The following is a 26,950-nucleotide window of genomic DNA, read 5'->3' as shown; positions in this document are numbered from 1 at the left end:
CGCATGACCCGCGCGCCCCGCCGCCTGCTGCCGCTCGTGCTGAGCCTGCTGCCCCTCGCCGCCCCCGGCCTCGCCGCCGAGCTGGTGCTGCACCCTGTCGAGGTGATCGAGACCAAGGCGCTGTTCGGCCAGATCGAGAGCCGCTTCGTCGTGCCCGCCCGCAGCCGGATCGGCGGCACCATCCGCGCGCTTGACGTGACCGAGGGCGATACGGTGACTGCGGATCAGGTGATCGCGCGGATCGTCGACGACAAGCTGGAGCTGCAGCTCTCTGCGGCCGAGGCGCGGCTGGCGGCGGCAGAGTCGGAGCTGGAGAATGCCGAAGCCGAGCTGCGGCGCAGCGAGGCGCTGTTGCAGCGCGGCTCGACCACGGCGCAGGCGGTGGACCGGGTGCGCACCCAGCTCAGCGTCGCCCGCAACGCGGTAGCCGAGCTGCAATCCGCGCGCTCGGTGATCCGGCAGCAGATGGACGAGGGCGCGGTCACCGCACCTGCCGCCGGGCGCATCCTGTCGATGCCGACCCGGCTCGGAGAGGTGGTGTTGGCGGGCGAGCCGATCGCCACCATCGCCGGCGGCTCGGTCTTCCTGCGGCTGGCCATCCCCGAACGCCATGCGGGCGATCTCGAGGTGGGCGACCGGATCGCCATCGGCGAGGGCGAGACGGAGCTCGAGGGGCGGATCGAGAAGATCTATCCGCTGATCGAGGGCGGGCGGATTACGGTGGATGCTGCCGTCGAAGGGCTGTCGGACAGTTTCATCGGCCAGCGCATCCGGGTGCAGGTGCCCGTGGGCGTCCGTCAGGCGCTTGCCGTGCCGGAAGCCGCGATCCGCCGCAGTGCGGGGCTCGATCTGGTGCAGATTGGTGCCGAGGGCCGCACGGTCGCCGTCGTGCCCGGCGCTCGGATCGACACGGCGGAGGGGCCGATGGTCGAGATCCTGTCAGGCCTGCGCAGCGGCGACACGGTCGTGCTGCCATGAGCCCTGCCCCCAAGCGCGGCATCGCCGGTGCCCTGACCAACGGCTTCATCACCTCGCCGCTCACCCCGCTCGCCCTCGTCGCCGCGGTGCTCCTTGGGATCGTCGCCCTCGTCACCCTGCCGCGCGAGGAGGAGCCGCAGATCTCGGTGCCGATGGTCGACATCCACATCCGCGCCGACGGGCTTCGCGCCGAGGATGCGGTGAAGCTGGTCACGGAACCCTTGGAGACCATCGTCAAGTCGATCCCCGGGGTCGAGCATGTCTATTCCCAGACCAAGGACGATGGCGCCATGGTCACCGCCCGCTTCGACGTGGGCACCCCGGCGGATGCAGCCATCGTGCGGGTGCACGAGAAGGTCCGCGCCAATATCGACCGCATTCCCGAAGGCATCCCCGAGCCGCTGATCGTCGGGCGCGGCATCGACGACGTGGCGATCAAGGTGCTGACCCTCGCCCCCCGCCCCGAGGTTGCCGACCGCTGGGCACCCGCCGATCTGACGCGGGTGGCGCATGAGATGCAGGTGGCCATCGCCGCCCTGCCCGACATCGGCCTGACCTATATTGTCGGCGAGACGCCGGAGGAGATCCGCATCCGCCCCGACCCCGAACGGCTGGCCGAGGCCGGGCTGACGCTGCAGGCGCTGTCGGCCAAGGTCGAGGGCGCGAACCGCAGCTTCTCGGTCGGGCTCCTGCGCGAGGACGGGCAGCAGATCGGCCTCTCGGCGGGCAGCACCCTGACCGGGCCGACCGAGATCGGCAATCTTCTGGTGACGACGCGCGACGACCGACCGGTCTACCTGCGCGACGTGGCCGAGGTGACGCTGGCGACCGATACCGCTGAGGCTCGCGTGTTCCAACTCGACCGCGCCGGAGAGGGCTTCTCCCGCGTGCCGGCCGTCTCGCTGGCCATCGCCAAGCGGCCCGGCGCCAACGCGGTGACCATCGGCGAGGAAATCCGGCAGGCAGTTGAGCGGCTGGAAGGCACGCTGATCCCCGAGGGGCTGGTGGTGCATGTCACCCGCGACTATGGCGAGACTGCCAACGAGAAGGCCAATGAACTGCTGTTCCATCTCGGCCTCGCCACGCTCTCCATCGTGGCGCTGGTCTGGGTCGCCATCGGCTGGCGCGAGGCGGTGGTGGTGCTCATCGTCATTCCGGTGACGATCCTGCTCACGCTCTTCGCCGCCCGGCTGATGGGCTACACGCTGAACCGGGTGAGCCTTTTCGCGCTGATCTTCTCCATCGGCATTCTCGTCGACGATGCCATCGTGGTGATCGAGAACATCGCCCGGCACTGGGCCATGGCCGACGGCCGCAGCCGCCGCGCCGCTGCCATTGATGCGGTGGGCGAGGTCGGCAACCCGACCATCGTCGCCACGCTGACCGTGGTCGCGGCCCTGCTGCCGATGCTCTTCGTCTCGGGGATGATGGGGCCCTACATGAGCCCCATCCCGGCCAATGCCTCGGCGGCGATGGTGTTCTCGTTCTTCGTGGCGGTGATGATCACGCCCTGGCTCATGCTGAAGGTCGGCAAGGCCGAGGGGGCCGCCGCGCATGGCGCCGAGGATGGCGGCAGGCTCGGGCGGCTCTACCGCGCCGTCGCCCGGCCCGTGCTTGCCTCGCGCGCCCGCGCCGGGCTGTTTCTCGTGGCGGTGCTGGCGCTGACCCTGGGGTCGACGGTGCTGTTCTACACCAAGGCCGTCACGGTGAAGCTCTTGCCCTTCGACAACAAGTCGGAGCTTGCCGTCCTCCTCGACCTGCCGCGCGGCACCTCGGTGGAGGAGATCGACCGGACGCTGGCCGATCTGGCGGCGATCCTCGCGCCGATCCCCGAGATCGAGGCGATCCAGTCGCATGCCGGCACGGCGGCCCCCTTCAACTTCAACGGGCTGGTGCGGCACTACTACCTGCGCGCCGAACCGCAGATGGGCGATCTGCAGGTGAACCTCTCGCCCAAGGCCGAGCGCAGCCGCGAGAGCCACGCCATCGCGCTGGAGATGCGCGAGCGGCTCGCCGCCCTGCCCCTGCCCGCAGGCGCCGCCGTCAAGGTGGTGGAGCCGCCGCCCGGCCCTCCGGTGATGGCGACACTTCTGGCCGAGATCTACGGCCCCGACCCCGAGACGCGCCGCGCCGTGGCGGGCAAGGTGCGCGAGGCCTTCGAGACGGTGCCTTTCATCGTCGATGTCGACGACAGTTACGGCGTCCCGGCGCCGCGCCTGCGGCTGACGCTCGACGATGCCAATCTCGATTTCCACAAGATCGAGCAGGCCGATGTCTTCGACACCATCGGCCTGCTCTACGGCGGCCGGACGGTCGGCTATTCGCACCGCTCCGAGGGGCGCGAGCCGATCCCGATCCGCCTCACCCCCTCCAAGGCCGACCGGGTGCTGGACGAGCGCGCGCTGGCCACCCCCCTGCCCGCCAACCTGCTGCCGGGCGACCGTTCGGTGGTGGAACTGGGCGACGTGGTGACGGTGACGGAGGAGACGACTTCCTTCCCGATCTTCCGCCACAATGGCAAGGCCGCCGAGATGGTGACGGCGGAGCTCGCCGGTGCCTTCGAGGCGCCGCTCTACGGCCAGATCGCGGTCGCCCGCGCCATCGCCGCCGCCGATTGGGGTGACCTCGACAAGCCAACGGTCCTGCAGCATGGCCAGCCGCAGGATACCTCGACTGCCTCGCTCCTCTGGGATGGCGAATGGGACGTGACATGGGTGACCTTCCGCGACATGGGGGCGGCCTTCGGCGTGGCGCTGGTCGGGATCTATATCCTCGTGGTAGCACAGTTCGGCTCGTTCAAGCTGCCGCTGGTGGTGCTGACCCCGGTGCCGCTGACGCTGATCGGCATCCTCATCGGCCACTGGCTGTTCGGCGCGCCCTTCTCGGCCACGTCGATGATCGGCTTCATCGCGCTGGCGGGGATCATCGTGCGCAACTCGATCCTGCTGGTGGATTTCATCCGCCATGCGCAGGGCGACGGGCGGCCGCAGATCGAGGTGCTGCTGGAGGCCGGGGCAATCCGCTTCAAGCCGATCCTGCTGACCGCCTTGGCAGCGATGATCGGCGCGGTGACTATCCTGACCGATCCGATCTTCCAGGGGCTGGCGATCTCGCTGCTGTTCGGGCTCTTCTCCTCCACCATCCTGACGGTGCTGGTGATCCCGGCGATCTACGTCAGCTTCCGCGGAGGCCGCACGCCGGTCGCCGCTGAATGAGCCCCGGGCAGCCCTTGCCGCTGGCCGTGGGGCGCGCCGCCGCCTTTCTCAAGGTGCTGGCGCATGAGGGTCGGCTGGAGATCCTCTGCCTCCTGGCCGATGGCGCCCGCCCGGTCGGCGAGGTGGCGCGGGTGCTGAACCTGAGCCAGACCAGTGTCTCGCAGCAGCTGATGCGCCTGCGCGCCGAAGGTCTGGTCAGCGCCCGCCGCGACGGCCGCCACATCCGCTATGCGCTGGACAGCCCCGAAACGGCGATCCTGATCCGCGCGCTGCAGGAGGCGTTCTGTCCGGAGGACGAGGGAGGAGCTGGTGGGTCGTGACGGGATCGAACCGCCGACATTCTCGGTGTAAACGAGACCAGACCTCCCATAACCTGTTTGGATTATTTGACAAGGTGTTCCCAAAGAAAGGCCGGGTAACGGGCATTTTGGCCTGAACAAACCAAGAATTTGGGAACCCCGCCAAGCGATAGGAAGTCACGTCCAGTAGCCAAATGTTATCAACACGGCAGGTCGAAGGTCGGCCCAAAGCCGACGTTTGCGTCCAACTTCCGCCGCCACTGTGCAGCCCCCCAAAGCGGACTTTGGTGCGCGGCGCAACAAAGATGGCCAAGGCAGGCAAGTCTATTGGCAGCGAAGCGCTTTCTGTCTAGGTTAAGTCGAAAAATAGAAGCAGGCGAATGTCGAACACGAAGCAGATATTATCCATGCTGCGCAGCCGCGCTGAGGGCGACGAGGACAAGTTTCTCGCGATTGCCTTGCAGATTGCTGCCGCCGAGGCAAGGCAAGGACATCGTGAGACTGCGGAGCAACTGCGGGCTGCCGTCGAGGGTTTGCGTCGCGGCGGTGGCGACAAGCCCACGGTCAGGGTTTCAATGTCGCAACCGCGCGGCGATCTCGAAGGGCTTCTTGATCTGCGCGAACCGAGCATTAGCTTAACGCAAGTAGTGCTTGCTCCATCTCTTCGCGAGAAACTGGATCGTGTGGTGCTGCAACAAGAACGTCGTGTTTGGCTGCGCGAAGGAAACCGGACCCCTTCAAGGCGGTTGCTTTTTGCGGGACCTCCAGGGTCGGGCAAGACAATGACGGCTGAGGCCTTGGCTGGACAGCTGCGATTGCCGTTTCTTGTTGTGCGCCTTGAGGCATTAATCACTCGCTATTTGGGTGAGACATCCGCGAAACTTCGACTAATCTTCGACGAGACCATTCGGCACCGTGGGGTCTATCTCTTTGATGAATTTGATGCGGTGGGCGGCAAAAGGGCAGCAACCAATGACGTCGGCGAAATGCGCCGGGTCTTGAACAGCTTTTTGCAGTTCATGGAAGAACCGGCTTCTGCTGACAGCGTAATTCTTGCTGCGACCAACCATCCAGAGCTATTGGACCCTGCGTTGCTGCGCCGTTTTGATGAAGTGCTGCAGTTCGATATGCCGTCGCATGATGAGATATGCGAAGTCATTCGCAACAATCTGCGACCAATGAAGCATTCTCGGATCGCTTGGAAGCGCATTGTCGATGCCGCAACGGGTCTAAGTCAGGCTGAGCTTGCCAGGGCGGCTGACGAGGCGGCAAAAGACGCTCTTCTGCACGAGCGCAACATCATTCGAACAGAAGATCTTTTGGCTCAGCTCGCGGCACGCCACGATATGCGAGTTGCGTTCAAAGGTAGCAATTAACTGGTGCACTGAATTTTGGCAGATTATGATCGACCTCACATTAACATTGAGCAGCTCTTAACGCTGCGTTCCTATTCTGCCCACCCAGCCACTGGCGGTCGCATATATTCACGGAGCCGCGCGCGACATGGGGCACGGTTGAGCATTGGGCTTGCCGAGTCATTCAATGCAGCAGACGCACGTCGTCCCTCGGCGGCGGACTATCCTCCAGGGATTGGGCCTAGCGAGGGTGCGTTTGTGACCATCGCGCTTCATCCGGCATCTCGAGAACTCGACATAGAAAAACCTGACCGAGGTGTCCGCCAAAGTGCTGCGGGCGAAGATCAAAACCGTCGTACGATGGTAATTCACCTCGAAAATCAATCGGCGCGAGATTATCTCTCGGAACGGGTGGAGCGTTACCGAACTGGCCGGAATCCTAATGGAACAAACCCTCCCCTTGCTAGCGAGATGGAGCCGATAGAAGACTTCTTGCCCACGCAGCTCGTCGACATATGGCGAGAAAACCATGCAGCTTTGCCCCCTGAAGGCAGCGGTTTGGTTTGGTGGGGCCTGTGGTGCTGGGAGGATTTTACCGATGATGTGACAGATGTTGCCGTTGCGCTTGGCATGTCATTAGCGCCCGAAGACAGGTGGAGCACCTTTCCGGACATAAGAATAGTCCCTGTCTACGCAACTAGAATGCAAATTCAGGCAATGCTCGACATAGGCCGCCCGGGATTGGCTGAAATCGGGTTTGCCACCGATGACCCAGCTATACTCGTCAACCTATCAGGCGAAGAACAAGATGGACTTGTCGAAGATCTTGCCGCGCGCATTCAATGGCCCGGGACAGATGTTCCAGCAGTTTGTCTTCTTGATACAGGGGTCAATCGCGGTCATCCGTTAATTGAGCCCGCGCTGTCGCCGGAAGATGTGCAGTCACTTTCGGAAGACTGGCTTGGCGATGATCACTACCCCGGCCAAGGTCACGGCACCCGTATGGCTGGTCTCGCACTACACGGGGACTTAACCAGTCCCCTTGCTGACCAATCATTGCCGGTTCTTCGCCATCGTCTGGAAAGCGTGAAGTTTTTACCCCCAACGGCAAGAGCGGCCGATGACCCAGCCAATTATGGTGCAATCACCCAAGCCGCGGTCGCATTGGCTGAACAGCGGCAGCCAGACAGGCGTCGAACGATATGCTCTGCGACAACTAATTATGGAAGAAGTGGAGACCGCCCTACACAGTGGAGTGCTGCTATCGATGAGATCGCAGCAGGCGTTGATGCGGCCGAAGGAGAGGAGCCTCCCCGTCGGCTCTTTGTTCAATCCATAGGGAACATTGGCCATGACAACGATTGGCCAAACATAAGTGATGCCATGCTGCACCAAGGTGAAGATCCCGCACAAGCATGGAACGCGCTGACAATTGGTGGCGTCACATTCAAAAACCAAATCGCTAAAAATGATGGAGCTACTTGGATTCCATGCGCTAGTGTTGGAGGATTAAGCCCATACTCAAGAACATCATGTGATTGGCCTAATTGCACGACACCGGTCAAGCCTGAAATTGTGTTTGAGGCGGGCAACCGGGCGGTGACAGCCCGCGAAGATGAAGTTTCAGACGGCATGCCCTCGCTGTCGCTTGTTTCGACGGGTAAGGGTGGCCGAGGCAATGCTCTTGTCCCCTTTCATGCAACCAGTGCCGCAACCGCTCAGGCAGCACGGATGGCTGCACAGATATCTGCCGAGCACCCAGAGTTTTGGCCCGAAACTGTTCGAGGTCTGATGGTGCACAGCGCGCGCTGGACACCGCCGATGCTGGCCGAGATCCGCGACGCTAGTGGCGCGACTGGGCGGAGCGCCTTGCGCCGAAAATTTGGCTATGGGCAGCCTGAACTTCCGCGCGCTCTTGCATCTGCATCAAATGATCTTGCGCTATTCTCACAGGCTTACATTCAGCCCTATGATCGACCGCTCAGAAGCAAACGCGACCCGAACAAGCGTGTTGGTGGCATCTCGTTCGGAAATGCGCACTACTATGACCTTCCCTGGCCCGCTCAGGTTCTCGAGCAATTGGAGAACTGCCCGGTCAGCTTGAAGATTACCCTATCATACTTTGTAGAGCCTTATCCTCTGAAAGGGTCTATGCTTGATCCAGCACGCTACCGATCATTCGGGCTCCGTTTCGATCTCAAGCGCCCTCGTGAAACCGACGGGGAGTTCCAGAGGCGCTTTAACTCTGAGGTTGGGGAGCGTGTTACCGGAGGCGAAAGAGATCCAGATTGGGATTTTGGACCAAAGTCCATTTCTGCCGGGTCCATTCATTGCGACACTTGGCGCGGTACAGCCGTGGAGCTCGCGTCTCGCGACAAGTTGGCGATCTACCCCGTCATGGGATGGTGGCGGGATCGGCCAAGCCAAGGACGGTATCTCCATAAGGCTCGTTACGCTCTAATTGTAACGTTAGAAGCGCCGCAAGCGGGTATAGATCTACAGGCCCAGGTATCCGCCACAGCGGAAGCAATGATTGCGAACAGGATCAGTGTTGGTGCTGATGTGACTGTTGATGTGTTCACTTAGGAGTGCGCTTGGCTATGTGAACTTTCGGTATGATGCACCCGTAGCGAATGACCGCTCTCCGCCCTTCACGTCGATCCGAGCCGACGATGCTGCATGTTCCCCGAGTGTCGGCCGTAGCCAGATATCCTGGAGCTGCCTTGCCACGGCTGCATCAGTCGTCTCTCAGCGCCTCACCAAGCTCTCGTCATCCACTTGAGCTTTGACTGTGCCCGATCCATGTTGCCTCGACCTATCATAAACAAGCGGGTGCATCATGTGCGGCAGGATCAACCACGCTGGCTTCACGAGCGGCCAGCTGTTCGACTGGCTCGCCCGCGGCATCAGGCCAGAGAGCGCCGACGAGATCCAGCAGCGCTACAACGTGCCTCCAACCTCCATGATCCCGATCCTGCGGCCGGAGGGTGCTGACCTGCGGCTCGATCTGGCGCGCTGGTGGCTGGTCCCCCATTGGCACCGGGGCACCTTGAAGGAGCAGAAAGCAGTGACCTTCAACGCGCGATCTGACCGCGTGGCGACAGCACCTGCCTTCCGCGACGCCTACAGGCGCAACCGCTGCATCGTGCCGATCGCCGGCTACTACGAGTGGCAGACGGAAGGGAAGCTGAAGCGCCCCCACTACATCCATCCCGCGGGCAATGCCCCTGCCCTGCTGCTAGCAGGCCTGTGGACCAGCGTCACGCTGCCGGACTTCCAAGGCCTGACCTGCACAATTGTCACGGAGGCCTCCTCAGATCCGATGACGACGCTGCACGACAGGGCACCGGTGATGATACCGGTGGACGCGATCGACGCCTGGCTGAGCGGATGTTCGATCGAGGAGCTGTCACGTCTGCCTCAGGAAGGCGTTACGTGGCATGAGGTGGGCCCGGCCGTTGGCAAGGTGGGGAATGAGGGGCCTGAGCTGATAGAGGCGATCGCTTAGGTCAGCGAGCAGGTTGCCGCCAATTCAGGTCAAGGCGTCAGGATGGGGTGAGCGGCGGCCGTTGAACGTCGACTTCTTCAGCGAGCATCCCTCGTGCCGTTTCCGGTGCTCGAAGTGGGCCCTCTGCCCCGTCGTGCCTAGACGGCGGCCTCAGCGCGAACTGCACGCGCCGCAAAGCCTCAAGCGCTGCCTTCGGAGAACACTGCGGGTCGGTTTGTTCACCGCCTGCCCCTGTTGCGTTCCGACTTTGGCCGCTGACTCTCGCCGCCAGATCCCGCCAACCGAGGGCGAAACGGGGGCGGCAATCACGGAGGGCGGTCGCCGTTGGCCTAAGCGAGCGAAAGCTGCCGCGACCAGTTTGCACCGCAGCGTGCTTTCATGTGAACGAAGCGTATCCCGCGCAACCTGTTGTAACCTAGTGCAGGGAACGCTTTTTATTAAGCCTCGGAACGTCGTTTTCGCCATCTGTTCTCGCCTGCGCAGGTTCACCGAACCAGGGAGCGCTTCGCTAGGGGCGGCACACCTGATCTTCACACCTTTTGGGCAGCTATGCGGCTAGGGCTCGGTCAGATAAGGATGCCGAGAAGCGCGGAGCCCGGATGATCTCCCAGTCCCTGATCTGAAACGCACTGCGCTTCGCCAAGCTCCCATCCACCCCGGGCACAGCTGCAACCGCTTGTCCGCTTGAGCCGCACGAGCGCTGCCTTCGGAGAACACTGCGGGTCGTTTTGTTCACCGCCTGCCCCTGTTGCGTTCCGACTTTGGCCGCTGATTCTCGTCGCCAAATCCCGCCAACCGAGGGCGAAACGGGGGCGAGATCGGTCTAAGAGCCGAAACCTTTACATCTGCTCTCGATTTCGAGATACGGTTGCCGAAACGCGGTTGGAACAGCGTGATGAGAGATCTAGACCCGGCTGGTGATATTTGTGACAGGTCCACTCCCGATGTCCGGGCGCTCTTGACTACCGCCACTGCCGCAAGCAGCTCGAACCGCGCTGAGCGGAGGGCCAAGGCCAAAGCGCAAGCTGAAGAGGCGTGGGTTGAGCGTCGGCGCCGCCACGCTCGACATGATCGCTTGGCTGACCTATCCCTCGTCGCGCTGATCGCGACCTGCTGGCTTGCCGCCGTGCTGTTCTACTTCATTCACTAATCGCCGTCTTGTCCCTATTTTTCCGGTGAATGGCTCCGCCGGACGCCTTGGGCAGGCGCCGTCACGGTCGATTAGCCGCTCAGCGGCCTTCCGCCGCGATCCCGCCAAACTGCTTTTGAGGGAGGCGATGATCGGAACATGCGCCGAAAGCGGGCGTTTGTGCTCCTCGCGTCAAAAGGAGCCACTTCATGAAAGAACAAGACGAGCATGAAGCTCAGTCTGATCGATTGTCGCCGTCGAGCCTGTTTCTCGAGCTTGTAGCTCGCGCAGCCGCAGTGGCGGCGGCGGATGGCGGATACTGCTCCCGCACACCCACCTCGGAACGGCGGGCCGAGATTGTCAGCGCCCGCGCAAAGGAGCACATGGCGTCAGATGGTGAGCGGTGGCGCGAGCTGACTGCCAAACGCGACAATTAGGTTTCCTCGCACGCGCCGAACAGGAAATGTCGTCCAACAAAGTGCCAAGATCGCAAGTGTTCTGTTCATCTAACCACCGCCCGCGGCTTCTTCGGAGGCCGCGGCGCACCATGATGATCGAGCACCGCGAACCGCACCCGGAAGGGGCACTCCAGGCTAGCGCAGGGCCCCTCAAATCCCTTGTGACGGCAAACCCCATCGCCTTGGCTCTGCGCATCCTGGCACATCAGCGATCTAAAGCGCGCGAGGACAGGCAACGGCGCCGAGGTCTCGCTGACCCATCCTGCGATACCGACGATGCATCAGAGATGCAGAATGCGTCATTGACCTAGAACCGCGGCATGGAACCGCCTCTGGCATTTCGCCGTTGATCCGCCACTACATGGCCTGCACAGAAAATTATCACTTCGGAGAAATTCATGCGCGTTCATCTCACTTCCGCCATTTCGGCCGCCGCCCTCCTTATCGGAAGCTCGGTCTGGGCCCAAACCACTGTCACGACGACAACTACCGACACGACCGGTAATTCCGCCCTCGCCGGCGGCGGCGCTGGTGCTCTCGCAGGTGCTGCAGTGGGCGGTCCCGTCGGCGCGCTGATCGGCGCCGCTGTCGGCGCGACCGGCGGCGCGGCTCTCGATCCGGGCGAAACTGTAACGACCTACGTGACGTCAAACCCGGTAGAGCCGGTCTACCTCGAAGGCGACCTGGTGGTCGGAGCGGGCGTTCCGGATGTGGTCGTCCTTCAGCAGGTCCCAGAGACCGAATACTCGTATGCTTACGTGAACGGCGTGCCGGTGATCGTGAACCCTGCCGATCGGCGGATCGTTCAGATCGTCCAGTAATCGACGAAGCTGAACTGAGGAAAGGGAGCTCTCTCTGAGCTCCCTTTTTTGTTTGCATGTCGCCCTGAGCGACGATGGACCAACTGCGGCAGACACGGTCGCAAGATCGGCCTTCGGTCAAAAGTGCAGATCGGTTTGTTCATCGCCTGCCCCTGTTGCCTTCGATTTTTCGCCCTTGAATCTGCCTATCGAATCTCAACTAATCACGGCGAAGCGGGGGCATGAGCGAAGTCCACCGCGGCTGGAACACTTCCCACAGACACAAGCTGGGAACTGCACTGAGCGAGCGCCAAGGGACAGCGCAATGGAAGACCAGAGCCCACGACGAGATGCCGGCAAAGGGATGACCCCCGACGTGCAGGCCCTTCTAGATGCCGCAAGTGCCGAGAGCAGCGCGGATCGCGCAGAGCGCCGAGCAACAGCCCGAGCTCACTCCGACGAGACATGGCTTGAGCGAAAAAATCGACACGCGCGGTATGACCAATGGGCTGACCGATCCCTTATCGCCCTGCTGGCTACGTGCTGGATCGGAGCGACGGTGGTCTGCTGCTTGTTCCTTTAGCAAAAGCGTCCTCTCTGGAACATTCGCACAGCCCAGCGATTTCACTTTCCGCGCGGGGTGGCCTCCGTCTAGCTCAGGCGACCCGGCTCACTGCCCCGCGCACCCTGAACTAGATGGAGGCATTTCATGCCCCGATATGGATGGACTGAGCGTTTCATCGACGATCGCTTCTGCACTGTTATAGCTGAGTCGCTCGAGGAGGCCCGAGAGAAGCGCGACGCAGGTTTCTGGTCCAGCGAAGAGACCGTCGACTTCAACAGCACCGGCGAGGCATCTGAGATGGTCGAGGTTGAGCATCCTGGTGGCGAGCGGCGAGCAAAAGGCAGGCTAAAGCAAGGCTAAAGCGCCTAGGGGATCAACTATGATGGTGCCCTGAAACGCAGGGCTTCTCGCGAGCCTGCGAAAGCCCCTGTCACTGGTGACGAACACGTCGCGTCGCGCGTGGCTGTGCGCCCAGAATGCCTGGACATCCAGCAGTTCATTTCGCCAGCGGTAGAACCCAGGCGATGTCCAGTCTGAAACGTCCAGGTTCTTAGAAGCGGCGTAGTCAGCCCACTCAAGCTGAGACTGAGGAAAAAGAATCCGATGGATCGACTTTTCGACCTCCATCCCTTCTTCGTCAGCGCATAAGCCATGCTCAAAAAAGGAAATGTCTGACCGTGCCAATGGAGGCAAGAGACGGAGCTGTTCAAAACCCAACGCGTTACGTCGGACATTAAAGGCCTCAAAGTTATCAAGAAAACTGTTATCTGACTGTCGCTCAGATGCGCTCGATGCGACAAGCGCAACATCAATTCGACCGGCCGCGCCAGCCTCAAGCATCGCTTGGACATGGCGCGCAGCCGGACGACCGCAATCCACATCGATGATACAGTTGGTATCGAGAGTGAATGTCTTCATCTAAGCGCCTCCCCGTGTGCTATTGGGACCACTCGCTCTGAGCTAGCGTTGCGTCAAGCATCGTAGGCCGCTTTATGACGTTCTACATGCTACAGCACCCGCAGCCATGCCCCTACCCCAACACCGGCCGCGCCCGCTTCGGTGGCCGCGGCGCTCCATGATGATCGAGGACTGCAAACCGCACGCGCGCCAGCGCCTCCTCCATCGTGCAGGTGCGCCCATGCTTGCCGGCCCCGGTCGCCACCCAGCGCCAGTCCTCGTCGCCCATGGCCGACTGGGGATCGTAGAACACCCGCCCCACGTCCTTGCCGTCCCAGAAGATCGACCAGTCGTCCTTGCAGGGACGGTCGCCGATGATGGTTGGTTTGCGCTTCCACATGGGAGAACATATGCGGAACGCGTGGTGATTCTGGAAGCCGCTGAAGCAGGCACCCCGCCAGAGTGATCAGATGCCTTCCGGCACCGGAACAGGCGCCACGCCCAGCAGAGAGAGCGCCGCCTGCGGGTCGTCATACAGGATCGCCACCAGCTTGTCGGGTCGGGCCGCCGTCACCACGCCCTCGGCATAGGGATCGGGGATGAAGACGAGCTGCGCCTGCGCGCGGGTCGCGCCGGTCATGTTCACCTGGTAGGGCTCGACATCCCACTCGGGGCGCTGGAGCGGGCTGGTAGCCTCCTGGACGAAGACCCCAAAGATCATGGTCGAGGCGACGGCATAGAGGTTGCCGGCCGCGTCCTGCCAGCTCGCGGTGCTGTAGGTCATGGCGTCGGCAGGCCCGTAGCCCAGGACCATCGCGAGATCCTGGGCGCCGGGGATAATCAGCTCGGGGCAGGCGATCGTCAGTCTCATGCCGCGTAAGCTCCCATCTTGTCGTTGAGGTAGACTTCGGTGTTGGCGATCGCGGCAGCGGTCGGCATCTTACCCGCGACGATCAAGGCGTAAAGATGTCCGGTGAAGGGGAGAGAGGTTCCGCCACGGCGACCGATGTAGATAGGGTAATTGCCGAAGTTGCCCGCTCCCTTGTCTCCTACGGCATCAGCCCCTGTCACTCCATTGCGACGGATCGAAGACAGGTCGCCCAGTATGTCATGCGTCACCGAAAGAACGGCAGTATCAGGCGCAAATCCGGTTGTTACAGTGGCCCGCCCACCGGTTCCTGCCGATACTGTTCCTCGGGAAGAGGACGCATAAGGAATACTTGGGGTTTCCGGTGCGGTTACATAAAAAGCTCCAACGGTGTTATTGGCATTGGAGCTAAATTCGGTGAGAATGCCAGTTGCATCCGACAGCTTCCGCACCCCGGCGAATACCCCGACCTTATCCGTCGCCGTCAGGTCAATCGCGGGCGTCACCATGAAGTCGTCCACGCCGTCGAAGGCGAGATACCAGAGGTCTTCAACCCCGGCCTCCGTCACGTCGTAGGGGGTGGTGACGCGCTGGTAGGGGGTGGCGAGGGAGCCGAGTTCGCCTTGAGGGTGCCACACAAGAATATCGGCCGTGGCCGACGCGCCATATACCCCGCCCCGTAGCCCAAGCTCGAAGCTGGCGCTGTCCTGACCCGCAAACTCCAACCTTTGCCATTCATTCGTGATAACGCGTTTCGAGCTGGCGTGAGAAATATCCAGCAAAACCTCAGCGGAACCACTGTTCAGCTTGAGCCACCACGAGCGAGTCACCATCCCGTTGTCGGTCTGGGTAGCGCTCTCCAGAGTGGAAATGTCGCTACTGGTCGTTCCACCGCCCAAAGACAGCTGCAGTCGCGCGGCGGTAGCAGTTCCATCAGGGGCGATTGCATAGTTTGGGGTGACAACTGCAATAGCACCAGAGCCTGAACCTATTTTCCTCCAAGCCGCGTCCGCAAAGTTCTCAGTCTGCGTCAGCAGGTTCCGCCGCCCGCCCTTCGGATGCCGTGCCAGCGTCGGGCGCGATGCCGCTACGGTTTGCGTAGCGTGGTAGCCGGGGAGTTCGCGAAGGCTGGCTGCCACGAATGTCATATTCGTGCCATTTCCGTCCCCAATGGCTCTAAACTCTCCGCTGACGAGGGCTTGGAAATAAAGAACCCGTGCGGGGGTGGAAAGCTGCGCGGAACCAATCGCGGGCGCGATGTTAGAAGCCGATCCGTTGATGCGGAAGCTGGCAGAGCCAACAGGTCCGGTTACGGCATATTCGAGGCGATAAATTCTCCCCGCCACAACATCACCGAAATACACAGCGGTCTGCGCATCCGCTGTGCGGTAGAGGTAAAAAGGCAGCGCGACATTTGCCAACTCCGGCCCCAGCACCAGACCCTTGCTCTTGTCCAGCGCCAGCCCGACTGGATCGCCCGGCTGGCTGGCAGGGATCGTCCCGGCGGCGTCCTGATAGAGCGTCGTGCGGTCGCTCGGCTCGAACCAGACGCCCTGCAGTGAGCCGCCCGCGAACAGGCTGGCAGGATTGAACCCGCGGCGCCGCTTTCCGATCCCCCGCAGGAAGAGGCCATCCCCGATGAAATCAAGCATGGCTGATGCTCACGCTGCCCTGGGCGACGCTAGAATAGATCCAGACGCGCGAGCCCGTGATCCCCGGAAACAGATCGGCAACCAGCAGGTCGGCCGAGATGATCTGACCGGGAGCGACGGTGATCGCGCCATCGCGGGACGCCGGCGCCGTGGCCCCGCCGCGCTGCACCTGGATCTGAAAGGAGCCGTTGTGCTGGATGCGGATCGCGGTCACGTCGGCATCGGTCGCCTGCGTCCAGCCGGCGGGCAGATTGGCGATGGTCGTGTGTCTCGGCATGGTGGTGTCCTTTCGGGGATGGTCAGTGACGCGAACGCCCGCGCGCCCGCCGCCAGAACGGCAGGAGCACGGGCCAGTGGTGGCGGCGACGGTGGATCACCTGCGAAGCCGATCGGCGACGGCATCGATAGCCCCGCCGGAGAGCGCACCACCGACGCTGCCGAGCTGCCCGCCCACGCGGGAGGCGATGACCTGCTCCAGCTTCGACTTGGCGATCTTCTTCAGCACCTCTTCCGGAGGCATGGCTTTGCCCTTCGGCGCGATCTGCTTCATCAGGTCGGGGTTGGAGCTGGTCGCGTAGCTGATGGCCTCGCGGTAGATTGCCTCGGGCACGGTCTGGCCGCTGCCGATAGAGGCCTCGACGCCGGTGGTGAGCGCCTTGTGCAGCTGCTCGATCAGCATGAGCACCAGCTTCTGCGCGCGCTCGTTCTTGATGGCGCGGAAGGCGAGGATGGCATAGCCGCCGAGGACCGGCAGCAGCGCGCCCGCGATCGCGAGGAGGATGTCGAGGATCGTTTCGATGTTCATGATCAGGCCTCCTTGGCCTTGGCATCAGCCGCCGCGACCATCGCGGCGAGCGTTTCAGTGAAGAGGATGAGCGCCGCCCATTGCGCGGGCGGCGACGGCGCGGTCACAGCCGCGCGAACTGGAAGTGCATCCAGTCCATGTTCGCGGCCCGGCCGAGCGACACCGCCCCGTGCGCCTCGACGATGTTCCAGAAGGCGTCATAGGCCGGGCGCGCGAACTCGGCCCGGTCCCTGCCCCAGCGCAGCTGGTTCTTCTCGGGATCGAGATCGACAGCGGCGCCGAAAGCGTGGGTGGATTTGGCCTGCCCCCCGCGCATGGTGCGGTTGTTGAAGCAGCCGCCGTAGAGCGACAGGCCGAGATCGTCGAACCTCTCTCGCCCGTAGTGTTTCACGGCCTCGGCGAAGATCGAGGTCAGCACCGGTGCGACCTTCTGATGCGCCGAGAACCCGGCGACGGTCGCGGCCAGATCCCAGGCTATGCGGAAGGGATAAGGCAACAGCACGCGCCCCGCCGTTGCCAGCGCGGATCCGGCGGCACCGAAGAACTTCACCATCTCCGCCTGCCGGGGCCATTGCAGCTGGGCCGACTTCGCTTCGGCCGCGCCGGGCACCGGCACGCGCGGCAGCAGGATCTCGTGGCCCTGTGCCGCTGCGGTGAGGAAGTCGTTCAGGGCCTCGCGGGTGTTGTGCCCCCAGAGGCCGTCGATCTTCCCGGGCTCATGGCCGAGCGATGCCAGCACCGCCTGCCCCGCCGCGATCAGCAGCCGGCCCTTGGGCCAGACCTCGGCGACCCGTGCCGCCTGCAGCGCGGTCGAGACCGCCTGCATGGTCTGTGGGCCCGCGTCTCCGTCGATGGCACCGGGGTATAGCCCGGCCTTCGCCAGCAGCTGCTGGACGTACCTGATCTGCATTGCTTGCTCCATGAAAAAGCCCGCCAGAGGCGGGCGGGATGTCGGGTGGTAGTCGGTGGGGATCGACCATCGACCAATTACCGGGTGGACACTCGCAGTTGGGGCGGCCACCCTCGTCTCCCGCGAACCTCGGAACTACGAACTGATGTGCCCTATCGAAGCTATCCTTCAGATGATGAACGGCATCTATGAGAAGGCCGACGCCCTCCTCCGTCTTGTTCCTTCGGGTCTGGCATCGCCGGAGCCGACCCAAGAGCGGACAGAGATCCTCTTTGAGCTCTGCGCCATTTTCCTGATCAAGGTCGACCAACTGCGCAGCGAGATCGCGCGGGTCGCCGAGGCGGAGGTCGCTGACCGTGCGCTGATTAACGGGGCGCGAGATTTTGCCGAGACGTCTCTCTACCTCGGGCAATCAATGCAATCTCAGGTGCTCGCGAGACTTGATGGTTTTGATCACGCGAGCCACTTCGTGCTGAAAAGCTCGCGTGCGCGTGGCGCCAGACACGGGGCGTGACTGCGGTCGACGCGTTCCGTGCGTTCAACTGCCTTCGCCGGCAGCTGCTGGGCGTCTCTGATCTGCATTGCATGCTCCATGAAAAAACCCGTCAGAGGCGGGCGAATGTTGCTTCGGGCGGCACGTTGCCTGCCCGCGCGCTTTTGACTCGACTCTCGGCGTCGATGCTGACGATCCTCCCTCAAAAGCCGGGAGAACCGCATGAAGACGGAAGAGAGGATCCTCGAGATGATGAGGATTACTCGCGGGATGGCGACAGCGCTCATGGACGCGGCAATGCCAACACTCGCCTCGCCCCACCTGATACGCGCTGAAGCCGAGGCTTACATCGGCATTTCGGTGCGGTTCCTGGCTGGCGTCAGTCTTCTGGATCGCGCTTTGGAAGATGCTCTTTTAACCAACGCTCCCGATCCGGCCCTCATAGAAGCAGCCGCCGAGTTTGCCGATCGTTCACGTTGGCTCGGCACCATAGTTCAGACCCACGCGATCGTTCAGGTGAAGCGATTGGGAGGCAACGCGAACCGCGTCCTTTACGACGCCCAGAAGTGCTACAGCTGACCTCAGCGCCAGGGAATGAGCCGGATCCCGGTCGGGTGCAGCCATGCCTTCCAGATTGGCCAGTCGCCCCGCTCCTCGTCGGGGATGAGCATCTGGCGGCACCGCAGGGCGCAGTAGAAAGCCACGGTCTTCATCAGGCTGAAGGCGAGGTTGATGTAACGCCCGATGTTGTCGGTCAGCCATTCCGCGGCTTCGGGCATCCAGAGGCGCAGGAGCGGCATGAAGACGTCCCAGTGGACCCCACGCATGATGATCGCCCCGGCGAGAACCATGAAGCCCGTGGCGAACCACCAGGTAGCCGTGCGGAGCTGGCGAAAGCTGGCGCGGAAGGCCCAGACGACAGCAAGATAACCCAGCGCATTCAGTGCTGCGATGAGTCCGATGGTGAATTCCATAGTGCCGCGTCCCTTTCCAAGTGCATTACCAGTCGCTCGACCGCCGCCGCACGGGTGGCGATCTCGCGTTTCTCTGGGCCCGAGCTCACCTCGTACTCCCGCATGATTTCGGCTGCCCGCTCTTCGCGGCGCCCGTGGCCAGTGAGCTGTCGAAAGAGCCGTCCCATCATCTCCGGTCCTCCAAAAGCCGGGGCTCGCCGCGCTTGTCCTCGAGGAGCAAGACGGCCCGGCGCATCACCTCGGTATTGGCGCCGGTGATCTTGTTCGTATCAGTCAGGAGCTCCCGGCTTTCCTGGGCGCGCGTCTCGGCCATTTCCAGCAGCTTGTCCTGCAGCACGTTGTTGCGCCGATAAAGGACAACGACCGCGCTCCCCAGCACGACGAGGGCCACGGCTATGGGCCCGCCGCCCAGTTCCGCAATCGTGTCCAGTGGGTTCATCAGGTTGTCGGCCTTGTTTGAGCGATCATGTATCTGCTCCCTTCTCGCGATCCCACTTGACGGAATCACCCGACATCTGGCTTCGTGGTAGACGGCCAACTGGAACGTGCCCCACGCTCTCCACTGGCTAAGGCCGCGCGCTCACGCAGCATCCCAGCGCGCGGCCGCCCCAAAGTGCACTCACCTCAAATGCAGCTCGGTTGCGCGAATCAACCGCAGCGTGCTCAGATGGACTCGACCTGATGGGTTATGCTCTGGGGAGCATTTATCATCTGGTTGGGCCGCGTGCGGGAGGGATCCCCGGCACGCGGCCGCTCCTCCTACGAAATGGCTACCTGCTCGCCCGACCTTCGTTTGCTACGATGGTCGTGGCCACTGGGCATCCCATGGTTCCCATGCGGCCGGGCCGCGCGCATCCCTTCGGCACTTTAGCGCGCGGCCGTCTTAAAATTCTTCACCTTGGATAAGGCGCTGCGTATGGTCGCCGAAGCCACTCTGTTATCCCCCAAGATTTCGAGCGGTTAGGCCGCGCGTAAAGATCCACACGCGCGCGGCCGTCTGCACAAAAGCCTATACCTCGGGTGCTGCTTTCCGTAAGGTCGCGAAAGCCGTCCGTCATCCGGCCGACCTCGGGCGGTCAGGCCGCGTGCAATCGTCCCAGAGGGCGCGCGGTCGTCCCCAACTCTCACGCCTCGATCGCCATCGCCTCTTGGAACAGCGTATCCACCGCGCTGTCGTCCAACCTCAGCAGCCAGGCGAAGAAGGCGATGTTCTGGCTGTTGCGAAGCCAGACGCTGGCGCCGTCGATGATGGCCCGCTCGGCAAAGGTGGTGGTCGGCTCGTCGCGGTAGGCCAGCACGGCACCCCATCTGACTTCGCCGAGGGCAAGGATGCCTTGCATGCGCGAGCATGTCATGGCGGCGCGGCGGGCGGCCAGATCCGCCGCCGCCTTCTGCTCGGCGCTGATCAGCTGCGAGAGGTCAATCTGCATCGGAGATCTCCAGCTCATAGGCGGGCAACGCGACCGGTCCGTCCTCTTCAAGGATCAGGGGCCCCGGAAACAGCGTCTCCTGCGGTGCCTGCGCCCCGTGCGGCAGGATCAGGGTCAGGCGCAGCTTGCCGTCGATCCGCTCGATATCCGAGGCAAGCCAGTCGCAGGGCACTGCATCGCGGGGCAGCGTCGCCCCGTCAGGGATGCTGGAGAGGTCGAGATCCTCGCCATTGATGGTCAGCACGTCGCCGAGACGGCTCAGGTTCAGCCGGTCATTCCGGCGCATGGGGGAAAGTGAGATGTGCATGATGATCCTCAGAACCAGGTGCCGACGGCAAACAGAGAAATGACGGTGATCTCGCCGCTCGTGCCGGTCACGGATGTTGCGCTGATCAGGGTCAGTCCGCTCCAGTCTGGAGCCCTCACGGATGATCCGGTTCGCAGCTTCACGCCAAGCGCGTTGTTCCGGATCGCAGCGTTGTCCGACGCCAGAACCGCGGCCGACGCATAATCACAGGTCGCAAACGCCGCAGGGAACGCATAGTCGCCGGGTGTTGCCTGACGGTAAACAGACCCGATAGCCGAGTTGGCGCTGATGCCATTCACGAGCAGCGCGCGGCTGCAGATCTGAGTGCCATCTGCAAAGCGGACATATTGACCGTTCGCGTTGCTGCCGCGCTCCATGTCGAGCAACCACGCCGACCATGTCGCGCCGTTGTCGGAAGACCGCCGCCGGTAGACCCCGATGGACGTGGACGCGATCTGGAGGACGACGTTGTAGGATCTCTCGACCCGGAGCGCTGCGGTGTTTCCTGTTGGGCCGTTGGCGGTTGTCGGCGTTATCGAATAGAGGCCGGGTGCTGTGGCATTGTTCGCGTTGTTGCCTGGCGGGAGGACATTCCCGGCGCCGCCGAGACCGAAGTCGCCCAACAGCAGCACGCTGCCGCTCATGGCTGTGGCGACGGCCGCCATCCAGGCGAGAAAGGCCGAGGTGTCCGTCTCGAACGTGCCCGGATTGGAGAGGGTCGGCGGGCTCGGCGCCGCCGGCAGGGTCAAAGGCATCAGGAGAGCTCCTCTGTCTCAAGGGTGGCGATGGAAACTCCCGCCGATTGCAGCGGGATGCGCAGGGGCTTTGCCAGCCCGAAGACCGCCGCTCCACGCCCGGCGGCGAGGTCAGCATCGGAGTAGAAGAATGCGGGCTTGGCGCGCGTGTCGCGCACCGCGCGCCGTACCTGCTCCTCGCCCCCGACCGGAATGGCGAAGCGGAAGGTCACCACATCGTATGAATCGCGCTCGACGATGAAGACGTTGCCGAAGCCGTCGCGATCGCGGATCGACATGTCCTCGAAGCTGATCTCGGTATCCGCCAGCGTGTTGCCGAACTGGATCAGCTTGCCGACGACGATCTCGCCGACCTCTGCCGTCCCGACGCCTGCGTCGATGTCGATGCGGAGCGTGTAGCCGACATAGCCAGGCAGATACTCGAAAACGGCGCGCTCGGCATATTCCGGCGAGTAGGTGAAGTAGCTGAAGAAATTCGTGATGCCGCTGCGGTCGACCAGCTGCTTGGTCTGGTCATGGATCGTCGTCCCGCCATCGATCACACGGACCCGAACCGATCCCGCCGACAGCCCGATCAGCGCAACGGCGGTGCAGATGCTGGGCAACGTGATCTGGTATTCGATGCGGCCGCTGCGCGTGGTGACCTGGCCGGTGCGCTGATCGAAAGCGCGCCAGCGGTTCGTGGCCCCCACCCTGATCCAGTGGCTTGCGTCGGTGTCCGCCGCCGGGTTCTGCCCGACATTGCCCGCCTGGACGCTCTCGTAGACCGAATGGGTCGAGGCAACGACCACCCGCGCACCCAGAGCATAGGTCGTTCCGCTGGCCCATGCCGGATAGTCGGTTTCGGGCACGTTCGTGGACGCCAGCACCGCATCGGTGACGACGATCGGCGCGATCATCTTCATGGGTCAGCCTTCTGCCAGAGTCCGGCGCTCATCGCGCACGAGCACGGTGGCGGATTTGTAGGTGTTGCTCTCGATCCTGAGCGCGAGCTGGGTGTTCTCGCTCCGCATCCGCGCCAGTTCGGCGCGCAGCGCACGGAGCTCCGCCACCGTTTCCCGGTCGTCAGCTCCCAGCATGCTGCGCGTCTTGTCGGCGCTGTAGATCCGGGCGGGGCCGGTCGCCTCGATCTCCGGGCCGCGCTCGCCGACGAGGCGCAGGCCGCCCGCATGCATGCCGCCCGATGCAAAGGCCGGGATACCGCCGGCCTGCCGGACCGCCTTGCGAGCCTCCTCCAGCGCCCGGTTCGCGTCGGCGACTGCCTTGTTGGCCGCGTACATCTGATCCTCGAGACCGCCGTTCTTCCAGAAGGTGGATCTCCACAGATCGAGGCTCGCCCCGGATGCCCCCTTGACGCCGGTCGCGTTCAGCACCGCCTTGCCGTTGGCGTCCACATAGGCCTGCACGGCGTTGCCGTCCTTGCCGACGAGGTTACCGCCGGTGTTGCTGTCGAAGGTGTTGACCGCGCCGACGGCGTTCTTCACCCGCTCCGCTGCCTTCTGCTGATCCGCGGCGACCCGGCTGAGCAGCGCCTGCGCCTTGTCGATCGCAGCCTGCTTCGCCTCCTTCGCATTGGCCCGCGCGGTCTCGGCGACGACGGCCTTGCGCAGATCCACGAGCGAGCCGCGCAGGTCCCCGAGCGGCAGGGCCTTGAAGGCGTCCTTGATCTCCAGCATCGGCAGGCTGACCGAGCCGCCCATCGCCCTGACGGTCTCGGCGGAGAGAGCGCCGAGCTGGTCCGTGAGCTTCTTCAGCTCCGCCGGATCGAGCGGCAGGCCGCTGTTGATCATGTCGCGGATCTTCCTGAGCACGTCGACCTGGTTGCCGAGCAGCCCGGCGACGATCTCGTGCCGCTTGCCCTCGACATCGGCGACGTTGGCCACATTGCCGATATCGGCCAGCACACGGGCCTGCACCCGGGCCACGTCGAGCGCAGAGCCAGCCGTGGCCTTGGCGCTCTCGATCAGCGCATCCGCAGCACCCGTCAGCTGCGCCGAAGCCTCCACATCCCCCGCCGCAGCTCGGGCCAGCAGGATCTGGTAGCGAACCTCGTTGTTCGCCCGCGCCTGCCCCGGGCTGATGAGGGCCGAGGCAACGCCGCGCATCTTCGAGACGAACTCGCGCAGCGTCCGGGCGGTGTTGTACCAGGCCTTTGCGGCGTCAAAGCTCTGCTTTTGCAGGTCCGACAGGTTGCCGATCATCTTGTCGATATCGACCGTCAGCGTCTCGACCATCGTGGCGATCTTGGCGGTGAAGCTGCCGAGCTGCGGCAGGATCTGGTCGAACACCCCCGACATGCCCACCAGCGCCGCATAGGCCTGGCGGCCGGCATCGGTGGTGAGGTCCATCGCCTCGACCATCGCGCGGTACTGGTCGCGCGTGCGGGGCATGGTCACCCCGAGCTCCTTCAGCGCCGCCGCTGCCTGCCGCGTCGCGGTCGCGTTGCGCTCCTGTTCCGTGTAGAAGGCCTGGTAGTAGGCCGAGGTCGCCGCAGTCATCGCGTCCAGCCCGCCGAAGAGATCGGCAAGCTCGGCGGCCATGCCGGCGCCGGCAAGCCCCGCGGCGCGGAACGAATGGCCCAGCGTGTCCATGATCCCGTTGACCGTCTGCATAGAGGCGACCAGCCGGCTCAGCGCCTCCGTCGCCCCCTCGCCCTCCTTGATCAGGTAGGAGAGGTCGCCGAAGGCGAGCCTCGCGAAGCTGTCGCCGAGCTCGAGGATCTTCTCCTGCAGGGTCGACATGATCTCGTCCTGGGACATGCCCTTCGTCGAGAACTCGACGCTGGCGGTGAAGTCACGGAAAGCCTTCCTGCCGACATCGAGGGCCGAGGCTGCGTCCAGCACGCCCATCTGGAGGTCATGCACGATCTTGACGATCGGGTCCGAGAGGTCGCTGCCGGAGATGTCCCAAGAGGTCGAGGTCGACTTGCTGAGACCCCAGAACTTCGACTTCTCGACCTTCTTGAACGAGTAGACCAGCGTGTCGAGGTTATCGACCGTGACCTTGATGCCCTCGTCCAGGAGCTTGGTCTTGGTCTTGAAGAAGGAGAAGGCGGCGGCGACAGCCGCGACCGGCAGCGCGATCGCGCCGACCGTGGCAGCGATACTGGTCATGGTGCCGGTCGCCAGTGCCGTGCCGGCCTGCGTCCCGATGGCCGAGAACATGCTGCCGATGCCGCCCGACATGAAGGCCGAGCCGGACAGGCCCATGCCGCTCATGAAGGCCGAGCCGATACCGCCGAGGGTCGCCCCAAGACCGACGCCAGACGCCACACCACCCGGAGCTGCGCCAGGGACAGCGCCTGCGGCGCCAGCGGCCGCACCGGCCACCCCGCCAACCGTGCCGCCCATGCCGAGGCTCAGCATGATCCGGTTCTTGGCGAACATGGCGATGATGTTTTTCAGCGTGTCCTTCGCGATGTCGAAGAGGCCCTTGAACCCTCCCTTGAAGCCGTCGAGCATGTAATCGACCGCGCCCTCAACCGCGCCTGCGTATTCCTTCAGCAGCGGGTCGGAGTCGGCTATCTCCTGATTGATCGACGCGAGCGCCTGCTGCACTTCCCCGCTGGTCAGCTTCCCGGCCTTAAAGAGCGTGTCGAGCTCCGCGTGCTGGCGGCGATACTTGTTCATCGGATCGATCAGGTCGCGCCACTTCTCCGCTTCCTTCTCCAGCTGATTGGCTTCCTTCTCGGAGGCCTTGGCTGCGGCTTTGCCTGCGGATGCGGCGGCGGTTGCGGCCTTTTCGGCCGCCTTCTTCGCCTCTGTCAGGCTGTCGTGCGTCTGCAGCTCCTGGCCGTAGACCTTGATCTGCTCGGAGACAGCAGCCGTCTCGGCGGCGATCATGTCGGCGGATGCGCCCTGTGCGGCGAGACCCTTGACGATCTCGTTGCGCTTGAGCTCGAGCAGCCGGATCTCGCCGGCGATGCTCTCATTCGTGCCGGCCTGGAGGGCGGCGTTGCGGGCGCGAAGAACGCCGATCTTCTGCTCCACATCGAGGCCCAGCGACTGGAGCGCCTGATCCGCCCCGCTGAGCGCATAGCGAAGGGCAACGGCCGCGTTCGCAGCCGTCGCGATCCGGGAGGCGAGCTCGCTCGCCGATAGCGAGGCATCCCGCGCTGCCTGTGCTGCAGCCCTGGTGGCATCGGTGGCCGTTCGTGCGGAGCCTGCAGCATCCGACATGCCCGCGTTGAGGCGCATTGCCTCCATTGCGGCCTCGCCGGCCATACGCGCGAGTTCGAGCATCTTCGGCGGGATCCGCCCGGTCTCGTCGCCGGTGGCCATCGCTGCGGCCTGCACAGCGAGGAACGCCGCCTCGGCCTCCTTGGGCCCTTTCGCGCTTCCGACAAGATCGAGCGCTTCGCGAAGACGGGTTGCCTCGATGAGATTGACGCCGAACTGTTCAGAGAGGCCCCGCGCCTGCTGTTGGATGGCATAGAGCGCGCTTGCCGCGTTCGGCCCAGTGATCCGCGACAGCTGATCGAAGCTGTCCATGCTGGCGGTGATGCCCGCGAACTCGGCGGTCATCTTGGCCGCGGTATCCGCCAGCTTCTGGGCAAAATCGAGTTCCGCGATGATCTTCATCTGGTCGTAGAGCTTCGCCGCCTCCCCGGCCTGCGCGCCGAACTCCGCAGTCAGATCTGCAACCGGCGACAGGGCGTTCTGAACGGAGCGGGCATAGGCATCGGACGCACTGGAGAGATCCTTCACCCGATCGTCGAGCGTCTTGGTGACCTCCGACGCGCGCATGAAGGACATCGCGACGGCGCCACCTACGGCTGCAACCACACCGAGACCCGCGCCGATCATCGCGAGCTTGCCTGCGAATCCAAGAACCCCGAGCAGCTGCGGCAACTGCTGAGCGAAGGCAAGGAGCGCCGACTGCCCGCCCGCCACCTGCACCGCGAAGTCCTGCACCTGGAACCCTGCGTTCACGAATGCGGAGCCCATCCGGGTCGAGCCCGCAGCCGCGGCCGCCTGCGCAGGCACGATTTGATTGAGGGGCGCGAGGTAGCTTTTCTCGGCCATGGCCATGACGCGGTTGGCTTCCGCCTGGCTGATCGCCCCCGCCCTGACGGCCTGCGCCAGCTGCTCCTGCGCGGTCTCATAGCGCTTCGAGGCCGCATAGACCGGATCGAGGGAGGCCCGCAGGGCGACATAGCCCCGTGTGGCTGCGTCCGTCGCGGTGACGCTCTCTCGCTGCGCCCGCGCCGCCGTCTGGGCTGCTGTCTCAACCCCCATGTACTTGGACGCGGCCTGCTCCAGCACGAGGTTTGCGGCCCTCTGGCTCGCCGCACCGCTCGTGACCATCCCCGAGACCTCGCGCTGCAGAGCTGCATAGCGCTGCTGGGCGGCGAAGGTGGGATCGATCGAGGCACGAAGCTCGTCGAACGACCGCGACTGGTCGGCCACGGACTGACGCACCTGGTCGAAGGACCGCGACATTCCCGCGGCCATGGATCCGGCGACCTTGCCGGCGGCGCGGGCGCGGGTCTCGAACTGCGACATGTCGAGACCGAGGGTGGCACGCATTGCACCCGCCGCAGAAGCTGACAT

At 63.8% G+C, this 26,950-nt stretch carries 25 protein-coding genes and 1 pseudogene; 11 read left to right on the top strand and 15 right to left on the bottom strand.

Translation table 11 applies throughout. The features are described from left to right. Positions 1-3 precede the first annotated feature (3 nt). From AC3A5Z_RS09915 to AC3A5Z_RS09890, 6 genes are all read left to right on the top strand, one after another. On the top strand, positions 4-978 hold the full coding sequence (locus tag AC3A5Z_RS09915; RefSeq protein WP_487519191.1) for an efflux RND transporter periplasmic adaptor subunit: 975 nt from the start codon (positions 4-6) through the stop codon (positions 976-978). Then, the gene (locus AC3A5Z_RS09910; RefSeq protein ID WP_487519190.1) at positions 975-4,193 is read left to right on the top strand and encodes an efflux RND transporter permease subunit; all 3,219 of its coding nucleotides are present in this window, start codon (positions 975-977) and stop codon (positions 4,191-4,193) included. Before AC3A5Z_RS09915 ends, AC3A5Z_RS09910 begins: the two co-directional genes overlap by 4 nt. Further along, on the top strand, positions 4,190-4,513 hold the full coding sequence (locus tag AC3A5Z_RS09905) for an ArsR/SmtB family transcription factor (RefSeq protein ID WP_487519189.1): 324 nt from the start codon (positions 4,190-4,192) through the stop codon (positions 4,511-4,513). The genes AC3A5Z_RS09910 and AC3A5Z_RS09905 overlap by 4 nt, the downstream gene beginning before the upstream one ends. A gap of 359 nt (positions 4,514-4,872) precedes the next feature. After that, positions 4,873-5,868, top strand: coding sequence for an AAA family ATPase (locus tag AC3A5Z_RS09900; RefSeq protein WP_487519188.1), 996 nt, complete (start codon positions 4,873-4,875; stop codon positions 5,866-5,868). A 237-nt stretch (positions 5,869-6,105) separates the two neighbouring features. Continuing rightward, complete coding sequence (locus tag AC3A5Z_RS09895; RefSeq protein ID WP_487519187.1) at positions 6,106-8,433, top strand: S8 family peptidase; 2,328 nt, start codon at positions 6,106-6,108, stop codon at positions 8,431-8,433. A 253-nt stretch (positions 8,434-8,686) separates the two neighbouring features. Next, positions 8,687-9,355, top strand: a complete 669-nt coding sequence (locus tag AC3A5Z_RS09890) for an SOS response-associated peptidase (protein ID WP_487519186.1) — start codon at positions 8,687-8,689, stop codon at positions 9,353-9,355. 24 nt (positions 9,356-9,379) lie between these two features. Here AC3A5Z_RS09890 and AC3A5Z_RS09885 read toward each other — a convergent pair. After that, positions 9,380-9,478, bottom strand: a pseudogene (locus tag AC3A5Z_RS09885) (hypothetical protein); the annotation flags it as partial. Positions 9,479-10,693: 1,215 nt separating this feature from the next. Here AC3A5Z_RS09885 and AC3A5Z_RS09880 point away from each other — a divergent pair. The 3 genes from AC3A5Z_RS09880 to AC3A5Z_RS09870 all read left to right on the top strand — a co-directional run bounded on the left by AC3A5Z_RS09880 (position 10,694) and on the right by AC3A5Z_RS09870 (position 12,667). Further along, positions 10,694-10,921 (top strand): hypothetical protein, encoded by a 228-nt coding sequence (locus AC3A5Z_RS09880; protein ID WP_487519185.1) that lies wholly within the window; start codon positions 10,694-10,696, stop codon positions 10,919-10,921. A 419-nt stretch (positions 10,922-11,340) separates the two neighbouring features. Beyond that, positions 11,341-11,763: a DUF1236 domain-containing protein gene (locus AC3A5Z_RS09875; protein ID WP_487519184.1), complete on the top strand. Its 423-nt coding sequence runs from the start codon at positions 11,341-11,343 to the stop codon at positions 11,761-11,763. Positions 11,764-12,451: 688 nt separating this feature from the next. After that, positions 12,452-12,667 carry a hypothetical protein gene (locus AC3A5Z_RS09870; RefSeq protein ID WP_487519183.1) on the top strand — a complete coding sequence of 72 codons (216 nt, stop codon included), beginning with the start codon at positions 12,452-12,454 and terminating at the stop codon, positions 12,665-12,667. Here AC3A5Z_RS09870 and AC3A5Z_RS09865 read toward each other — a convergent pair. The 7 genes from AC3A5Z_RS09865 to AC3A5Z_RS09835 all read right to left on the bottom strand — a co-directional run bounded on the left by AC3A5Z_RS09865 (position 12,653) and on the right by AC3A5Z_RS09835 (position 17,451). After that, positions 12,653-13,225: a PIN domain-containing protein gene (locus tag AC3A5Z_RS09865; protein ID WP_487519182.1), complete on the bottom strand. Its 573-nt coding sequence runs from the start codon at positions 13,223-13,225 to the stop codon at positions 12,653-12,655. The genes AC3A5Z_RS09870 and AC3A5Z_RS09865 overlap by 15 nt on opposite strands. 112 nt (positions 13,226-13,337) lie before the next feature. Then, positions 13,338-13,604, bottom strand: coding sequence for a hypothetical protein (locus AC3A5Z_RS09860; protein ID WP_487519181.1), 267 nt, complete (start codon positions 13,602-13,604; stop codon positions 13,338-13,340). A 66-nt stretch (positions 13,605-13,670) separates the two neighbouring features. Further along, on the bottom strand, positions 13,671-14,075 hold the full coding sequence (locus AC3A5Z_RS09855; protein WP_487519180.1) for a hypothetical protein: 405 nt from the start codon (positions 14,073-14,075) through the stop codon (positions 13,671-13,673). Beyond that, complete coding sequence (locus tag AC3A5Z_RS09850; protein WP_487519179.1) at positions 14,072-15,724, bottom strand: phage head spike fiber domain-containing protein; 1,653 nt, start codon at positions 15,722-15,724, stop codon at positions 14,072-14,074. The genes AC3A5Z_RS09855 and AC3A5Z_RS09850 overlap by 4 nt, the downstream gene beginning before the upstream one ends. Further along, positions 15,717-16,001, bottom strand: coding sequence for a hypothetical protein (locus tag AC3A5Z_RS09845; protein ID WP_487519178.1), 285 nt, complete (start codon positions 15,999-16,001; stop codon positions 15,717-15,719). Before AC3A5Z_RS09845 ends, AC3A5Z_RS09850 begins: the two co-directional genes overlap by 8 nt. Before the next feature lie 96 nt (positions 16,002-16,097). Next, positions 16,098-16,529: a hypothetical protein gene (locus AC3A5Z_RS09840; protein WP_487519177.1), complete on the bottom strand. Its 432-nt coding sequence runs from the start codon at positions 16,527-16,529 to the stop codon at positions 16,098-16,100. 103 nt (positions 16,530-16,632) lie between these two features. Beyond that, complete coding sequence (locus tag AC3A5Z_RS09835; RefSeq protein ID WP_487519176.1) at positions 16,633-17,451, bottom strand: peptidoglycan-binding domain-containing protein; 819 nt, start codon at positions 17,449-17,451, stop codon at positions 16,633-16,635. A 160-nt stretch (positions 17,452-17,611) separates the two neighbouring features. On the opposite strand from AC3A5Z_RS09835, the gene AC3A5Z_RS09830 reads away from it, so the two are divergent. Further along, the gene (locus AC3A5Z_RS09830; RefSeq protein WP_487519175.1) at positions 17,612-17,953 is read left to right on the top strand and encodes a hypothetical protein; all 342 of its coding nucleotides are present in this window, start codon (positions 17,612-17,614) and stop codon (positions 17,951-17,953) included. 201 nt (positions 17,954-18,154) lie between these two features. Continuing rightward, on the top strand, positions 18,155-18,511 hold the full coding sequence (locus AC3A5Z_RS09825) for a hypothetical protein (protein WP_487519174.1): 357 nt from the start codon (positions 18,155-18,157) through the stop codon (positions 18,509-18,511). Positions 18,512-18,513: 2 nt separating this feature from the next. On the opposite strand, the gene AC3A5Z_RS09820 is transcribed toward AC3A5Z_RS09825, so the two are convergent. The 7 genes from AC3A5Z_RS09820 to AC3A5Z_RS09790 all read right to left on the bottom strand — a co-directional run bounded on the left by AC3A5Z_RS09820 (position 18,514) and on the right by AC3A5Z_RS09790 (position 26,950). Continuing rightward, positions 18,514-18,906 carry a hypothetical protein gene (locus AC3A5Z_RS09820; protein ID WP_487519173.1) on the bottom strand — a complete coding sequence of 131 codons (393 nt, stop codon included), beginning with the start codon at positions 18,904-18,906 and terminating at the stop codon, positions 18,514-18,516. Positions 18,907-19,072: 166 nt separating this feature from the next. Further along, complete coding sequence (locus AC3A5Z_RS09815) at positions 19,073-19,345, bottom strand: hypothetical protein (RefSeq protein WP_487519172.1); 273 nt, start codon at positions 19,343-19,345, stop codon at positions 19,073-19,075. A gap of 685 nt (positions 19,346-20,030) precedes the next feature. Continuing rightward, positions 20,031-20,336, bottom strand: coding sequence for a hypothetical protein (locus AC3A5Z_RS09810; protein ID WP_487519171.1), 306 nt, complete (start codon positions 20,334-20,336; stop codon positions 20,031-20,033). Next, positions 20,326-20,643 carry a hypothetical protein gene (locus tag AC3A5Z_RS09805; protein WP_487519170.1) on the bottom strand — a complete coding sequence of 106 codons (318 nt, stop codon included), beginning with the start codon at positions 20,641-20,643 and terminating at the stop codon, positions 20,326-20,328. Before AC3A5Z_RS09805 ends, AC3A5Z_RS09810 begins: the two co-directional genes overlap by 11 nt. 8 nt (positions 20,644-20,651) lie before the next feature. Next, the gene (locus tag AC3A5Z_RS09800; protein ID WP_487519169.1) at positions 20,652-21,398 is read right to left on the bottom strand and encodes a pyocin knob domain-containing protein; all 747 of its coding nucleotides are present in this window, start codon (positions 21,396-21,398) and stop codon (positions 20,652-20,654) included. Next, complete coding sequence (locus AC3A5Z_RS09795; protein WP_487519168.1) at positions 21,398-22,303, bottom strand: hypothetical protein; 906 nt, start codon at positions 22,301-22,303, stop codon at positions 21,398-21,400. The genes AC3A5Z_RS09800 and AC3A5Z_RS09795 overlap by 1 nt, the downstream gene beginning before the upstream one ends. A gap of 3 nt (positions 22,304-22,306) precedes the next feature. Continuing rightward, complete coding sequence (locus AC3A5Z_RS09790; RefSeq protein WP_487519167.1) at positions 22,307-26,950, bottom strand: hypothetical protein; 4,644 nt, start codon at positions 26,948-26,950, stop codon at positions 22,307-22,309.

The organism is Cereibacter sp. Soil_C_27 (genome assembly GCF_057657095.1).
Note: the sequence above shows the minus strand (reverse complement) of the source record. Positions and strands in the feature narration are given on the sequence as shown.

Excerpts from the sequence above, each read along its gene's own strand:
- AC3A5Z_RS09915 (WP_487519191.1), top strand. The coding sequence starts at position 4 with ATGACCCGCGCGCCCCGCCGCCTGCTGCCGCTCGTGCTGAGCCTGCTG.
- AC3A5Z_RS09910 (WP_487519190.1), top strand. The coding sequence starts at position 975 with ATGAGCCCTGCCCCCAAGCGCGGCATCGCCGGTGCCCTGACCAACGGC.
- AC3A5Z_RS09905 (WP_487519189.1), top strand. The coding sequence starts at position 4,190 with ATGAGCCCCGGGCAGCCCTTGCCGCTGGCCGTGGGGCGCGCCGCCGCC.
- AC3A5Z_RS09900 (WP_487519188.1), top strand. The coding sequence starts at position 4,873 with ATGTCGAACACGAAGCAGATATTATCCATGCTGCGCAGCCGCGCTGAG.
- AC3A5Z_RS09890 (WP_487519186.1), top strand. The coding sequence starts at position 8,687 with ATGTGCGGCAGGATCAACCACGCTGGCTTCACGAGCGGCCAGCTGTTC.
- AC3A5Z_RS09880 (WP_487519185.1), top strand. The coding sequence starts at position 10,694 with ATGAAAGAACAAGACGAGCATGAAGCTCAGTCTGATCGATTGTCGCCG.
- AC3A5Z_RS09875 (WP_487519184.1), top strand. The coding sequence starts at position 11,341 with ATGCGCGTTCATCTCACTTCCGCCATTTCGGCCGCCGCCCTCCTTATC.
- AC3A5Z_RS09870 (WP_487519183.1), top strand. The coding sequence starts at position 12,452 with ATGCCCCGATATGGATGGACTGAGCGTTTCATCGACGATCGCTTCTGC.
- AC3A5Z_RS09865 (WP_487519182.1), bottom strand. The coding sequence starts at position 13,225 with ATGAAGACATTCACTCTCGATACCAACTGTATCATCGATGTGGATTGC.
- AC3A5Z_RS09860 (WP_487519181.1), bottom strand. The coding sequence starts at position 13,604 with ATGTGGAAGCGCAAACCAACCATCATCGGCGACCGTCCCTGCAAGGAC.
- AC3A5Z_RS09855 (WP_487519180.1), bottom strand. The coding sequence starts at position 14,075 with ATGAGACTGACGATCGCCTGCCCCGAGCTGATTATCCCCGGCGCCCAG.
- AC3A5Z_RS09850 (WP_487519179.1), bottom strand. The coding sequence starts at position 15,724 with ATGCTTGATTTCATCGGGGATGGCCTCTTCCTGCGGGGGATCGGAAAG.
- AC3A5Z_RS09845 (WP_487519178.1), bottom strand. The coding sequence starts at position 16,001 with ATGCCGAGACACACGACCATCGCCAATCTGCCCGCCGGCTGGACGCAG.
- AC3A5Z_RS09840 (WP_487519177.1), bottom strand. The coding sequence starts at position 16,529 with ATGAACATCGAAACGATCCTCGACATCCTCCTCGCGATCGCGGGCGCG.
- AC3A5Z_RS09835 (WP_487519176.1), bottom strand. The coding sequence starts at position 17,451 with ATGGAGCAAGCAATGCAGATCAGGTACGTCCAGCAGCTGCTGGCGAAG.
- AC3A5Z_RS09830 (WP_487519175.1), top strand. The coding sequence starts at position 17,612 with ATGATGAACGGCATCTATGAGAAGGCCGACGCCCTCCTCCGTCTTGTT.
- AC3A5Z_RS09825 (WP_487519174.1), top strand. The coding sequence starts at position 18,155 with ATGAAGACGGAAGAGAGGATCCTCGAGATGATGAGGATTACTCGCGGG.
- AC3A5Z_RS09820 (WP_487519173.1), bottom strand. The coding sequence starts at position 18,906 with ATGGAATTCACCATCGGACTCATCGCAGCACTGAATGCGCTGGGTTAT.
- AC3A5Z_RS09815 (WP_487519172.1), bottom strand. The coding sequence starts at position 19,345 with ATGAACCCACTGGACACGATTGCGGAACTGGGCGGCGGGCCCATAGCC.
- AC3A5Z_RS09810 (WP_487519171.1), bottom strand. The coding sequence starts at position 20,336 with ATGCAGATTGACCTCTCGCAGCTGATCAGCGCCGAGCAGAAGGCGGCG.
- AC3A5Z_RS09805 (WP_487519170.1), bottom strand. The coding sequence starts at position 20,643 with ATGCACATCTCACTTTCCCCCATGCGCCGGAATGACCGGCTGAACCTG.
- AC3A5Z_RS09800 (WP_487519169.1), bottom strand. The coding sequence starts at position 21,398 with ATGCCTTTGACCCTGCCGGCGGCGCCGAGCCCGCCGACCCTCTCCAAT.
- AC3A5Z_RS09795 (WP_487519168.1), bottom strand. The coding sequence starts at position 22,303 with ATGAAGATGATCGCGCCGATCGTCGTCACCGATGCGGTGCTGGCGTCC.
- AC3A5Z_RS09790 (WP_487519167.1), bottom strand. The coding sequence starts at position 26,950 with ATGTCAGCTTCTGCGGCGGGTGCAATGCGTGCCACCCTCGGTCTCGAC.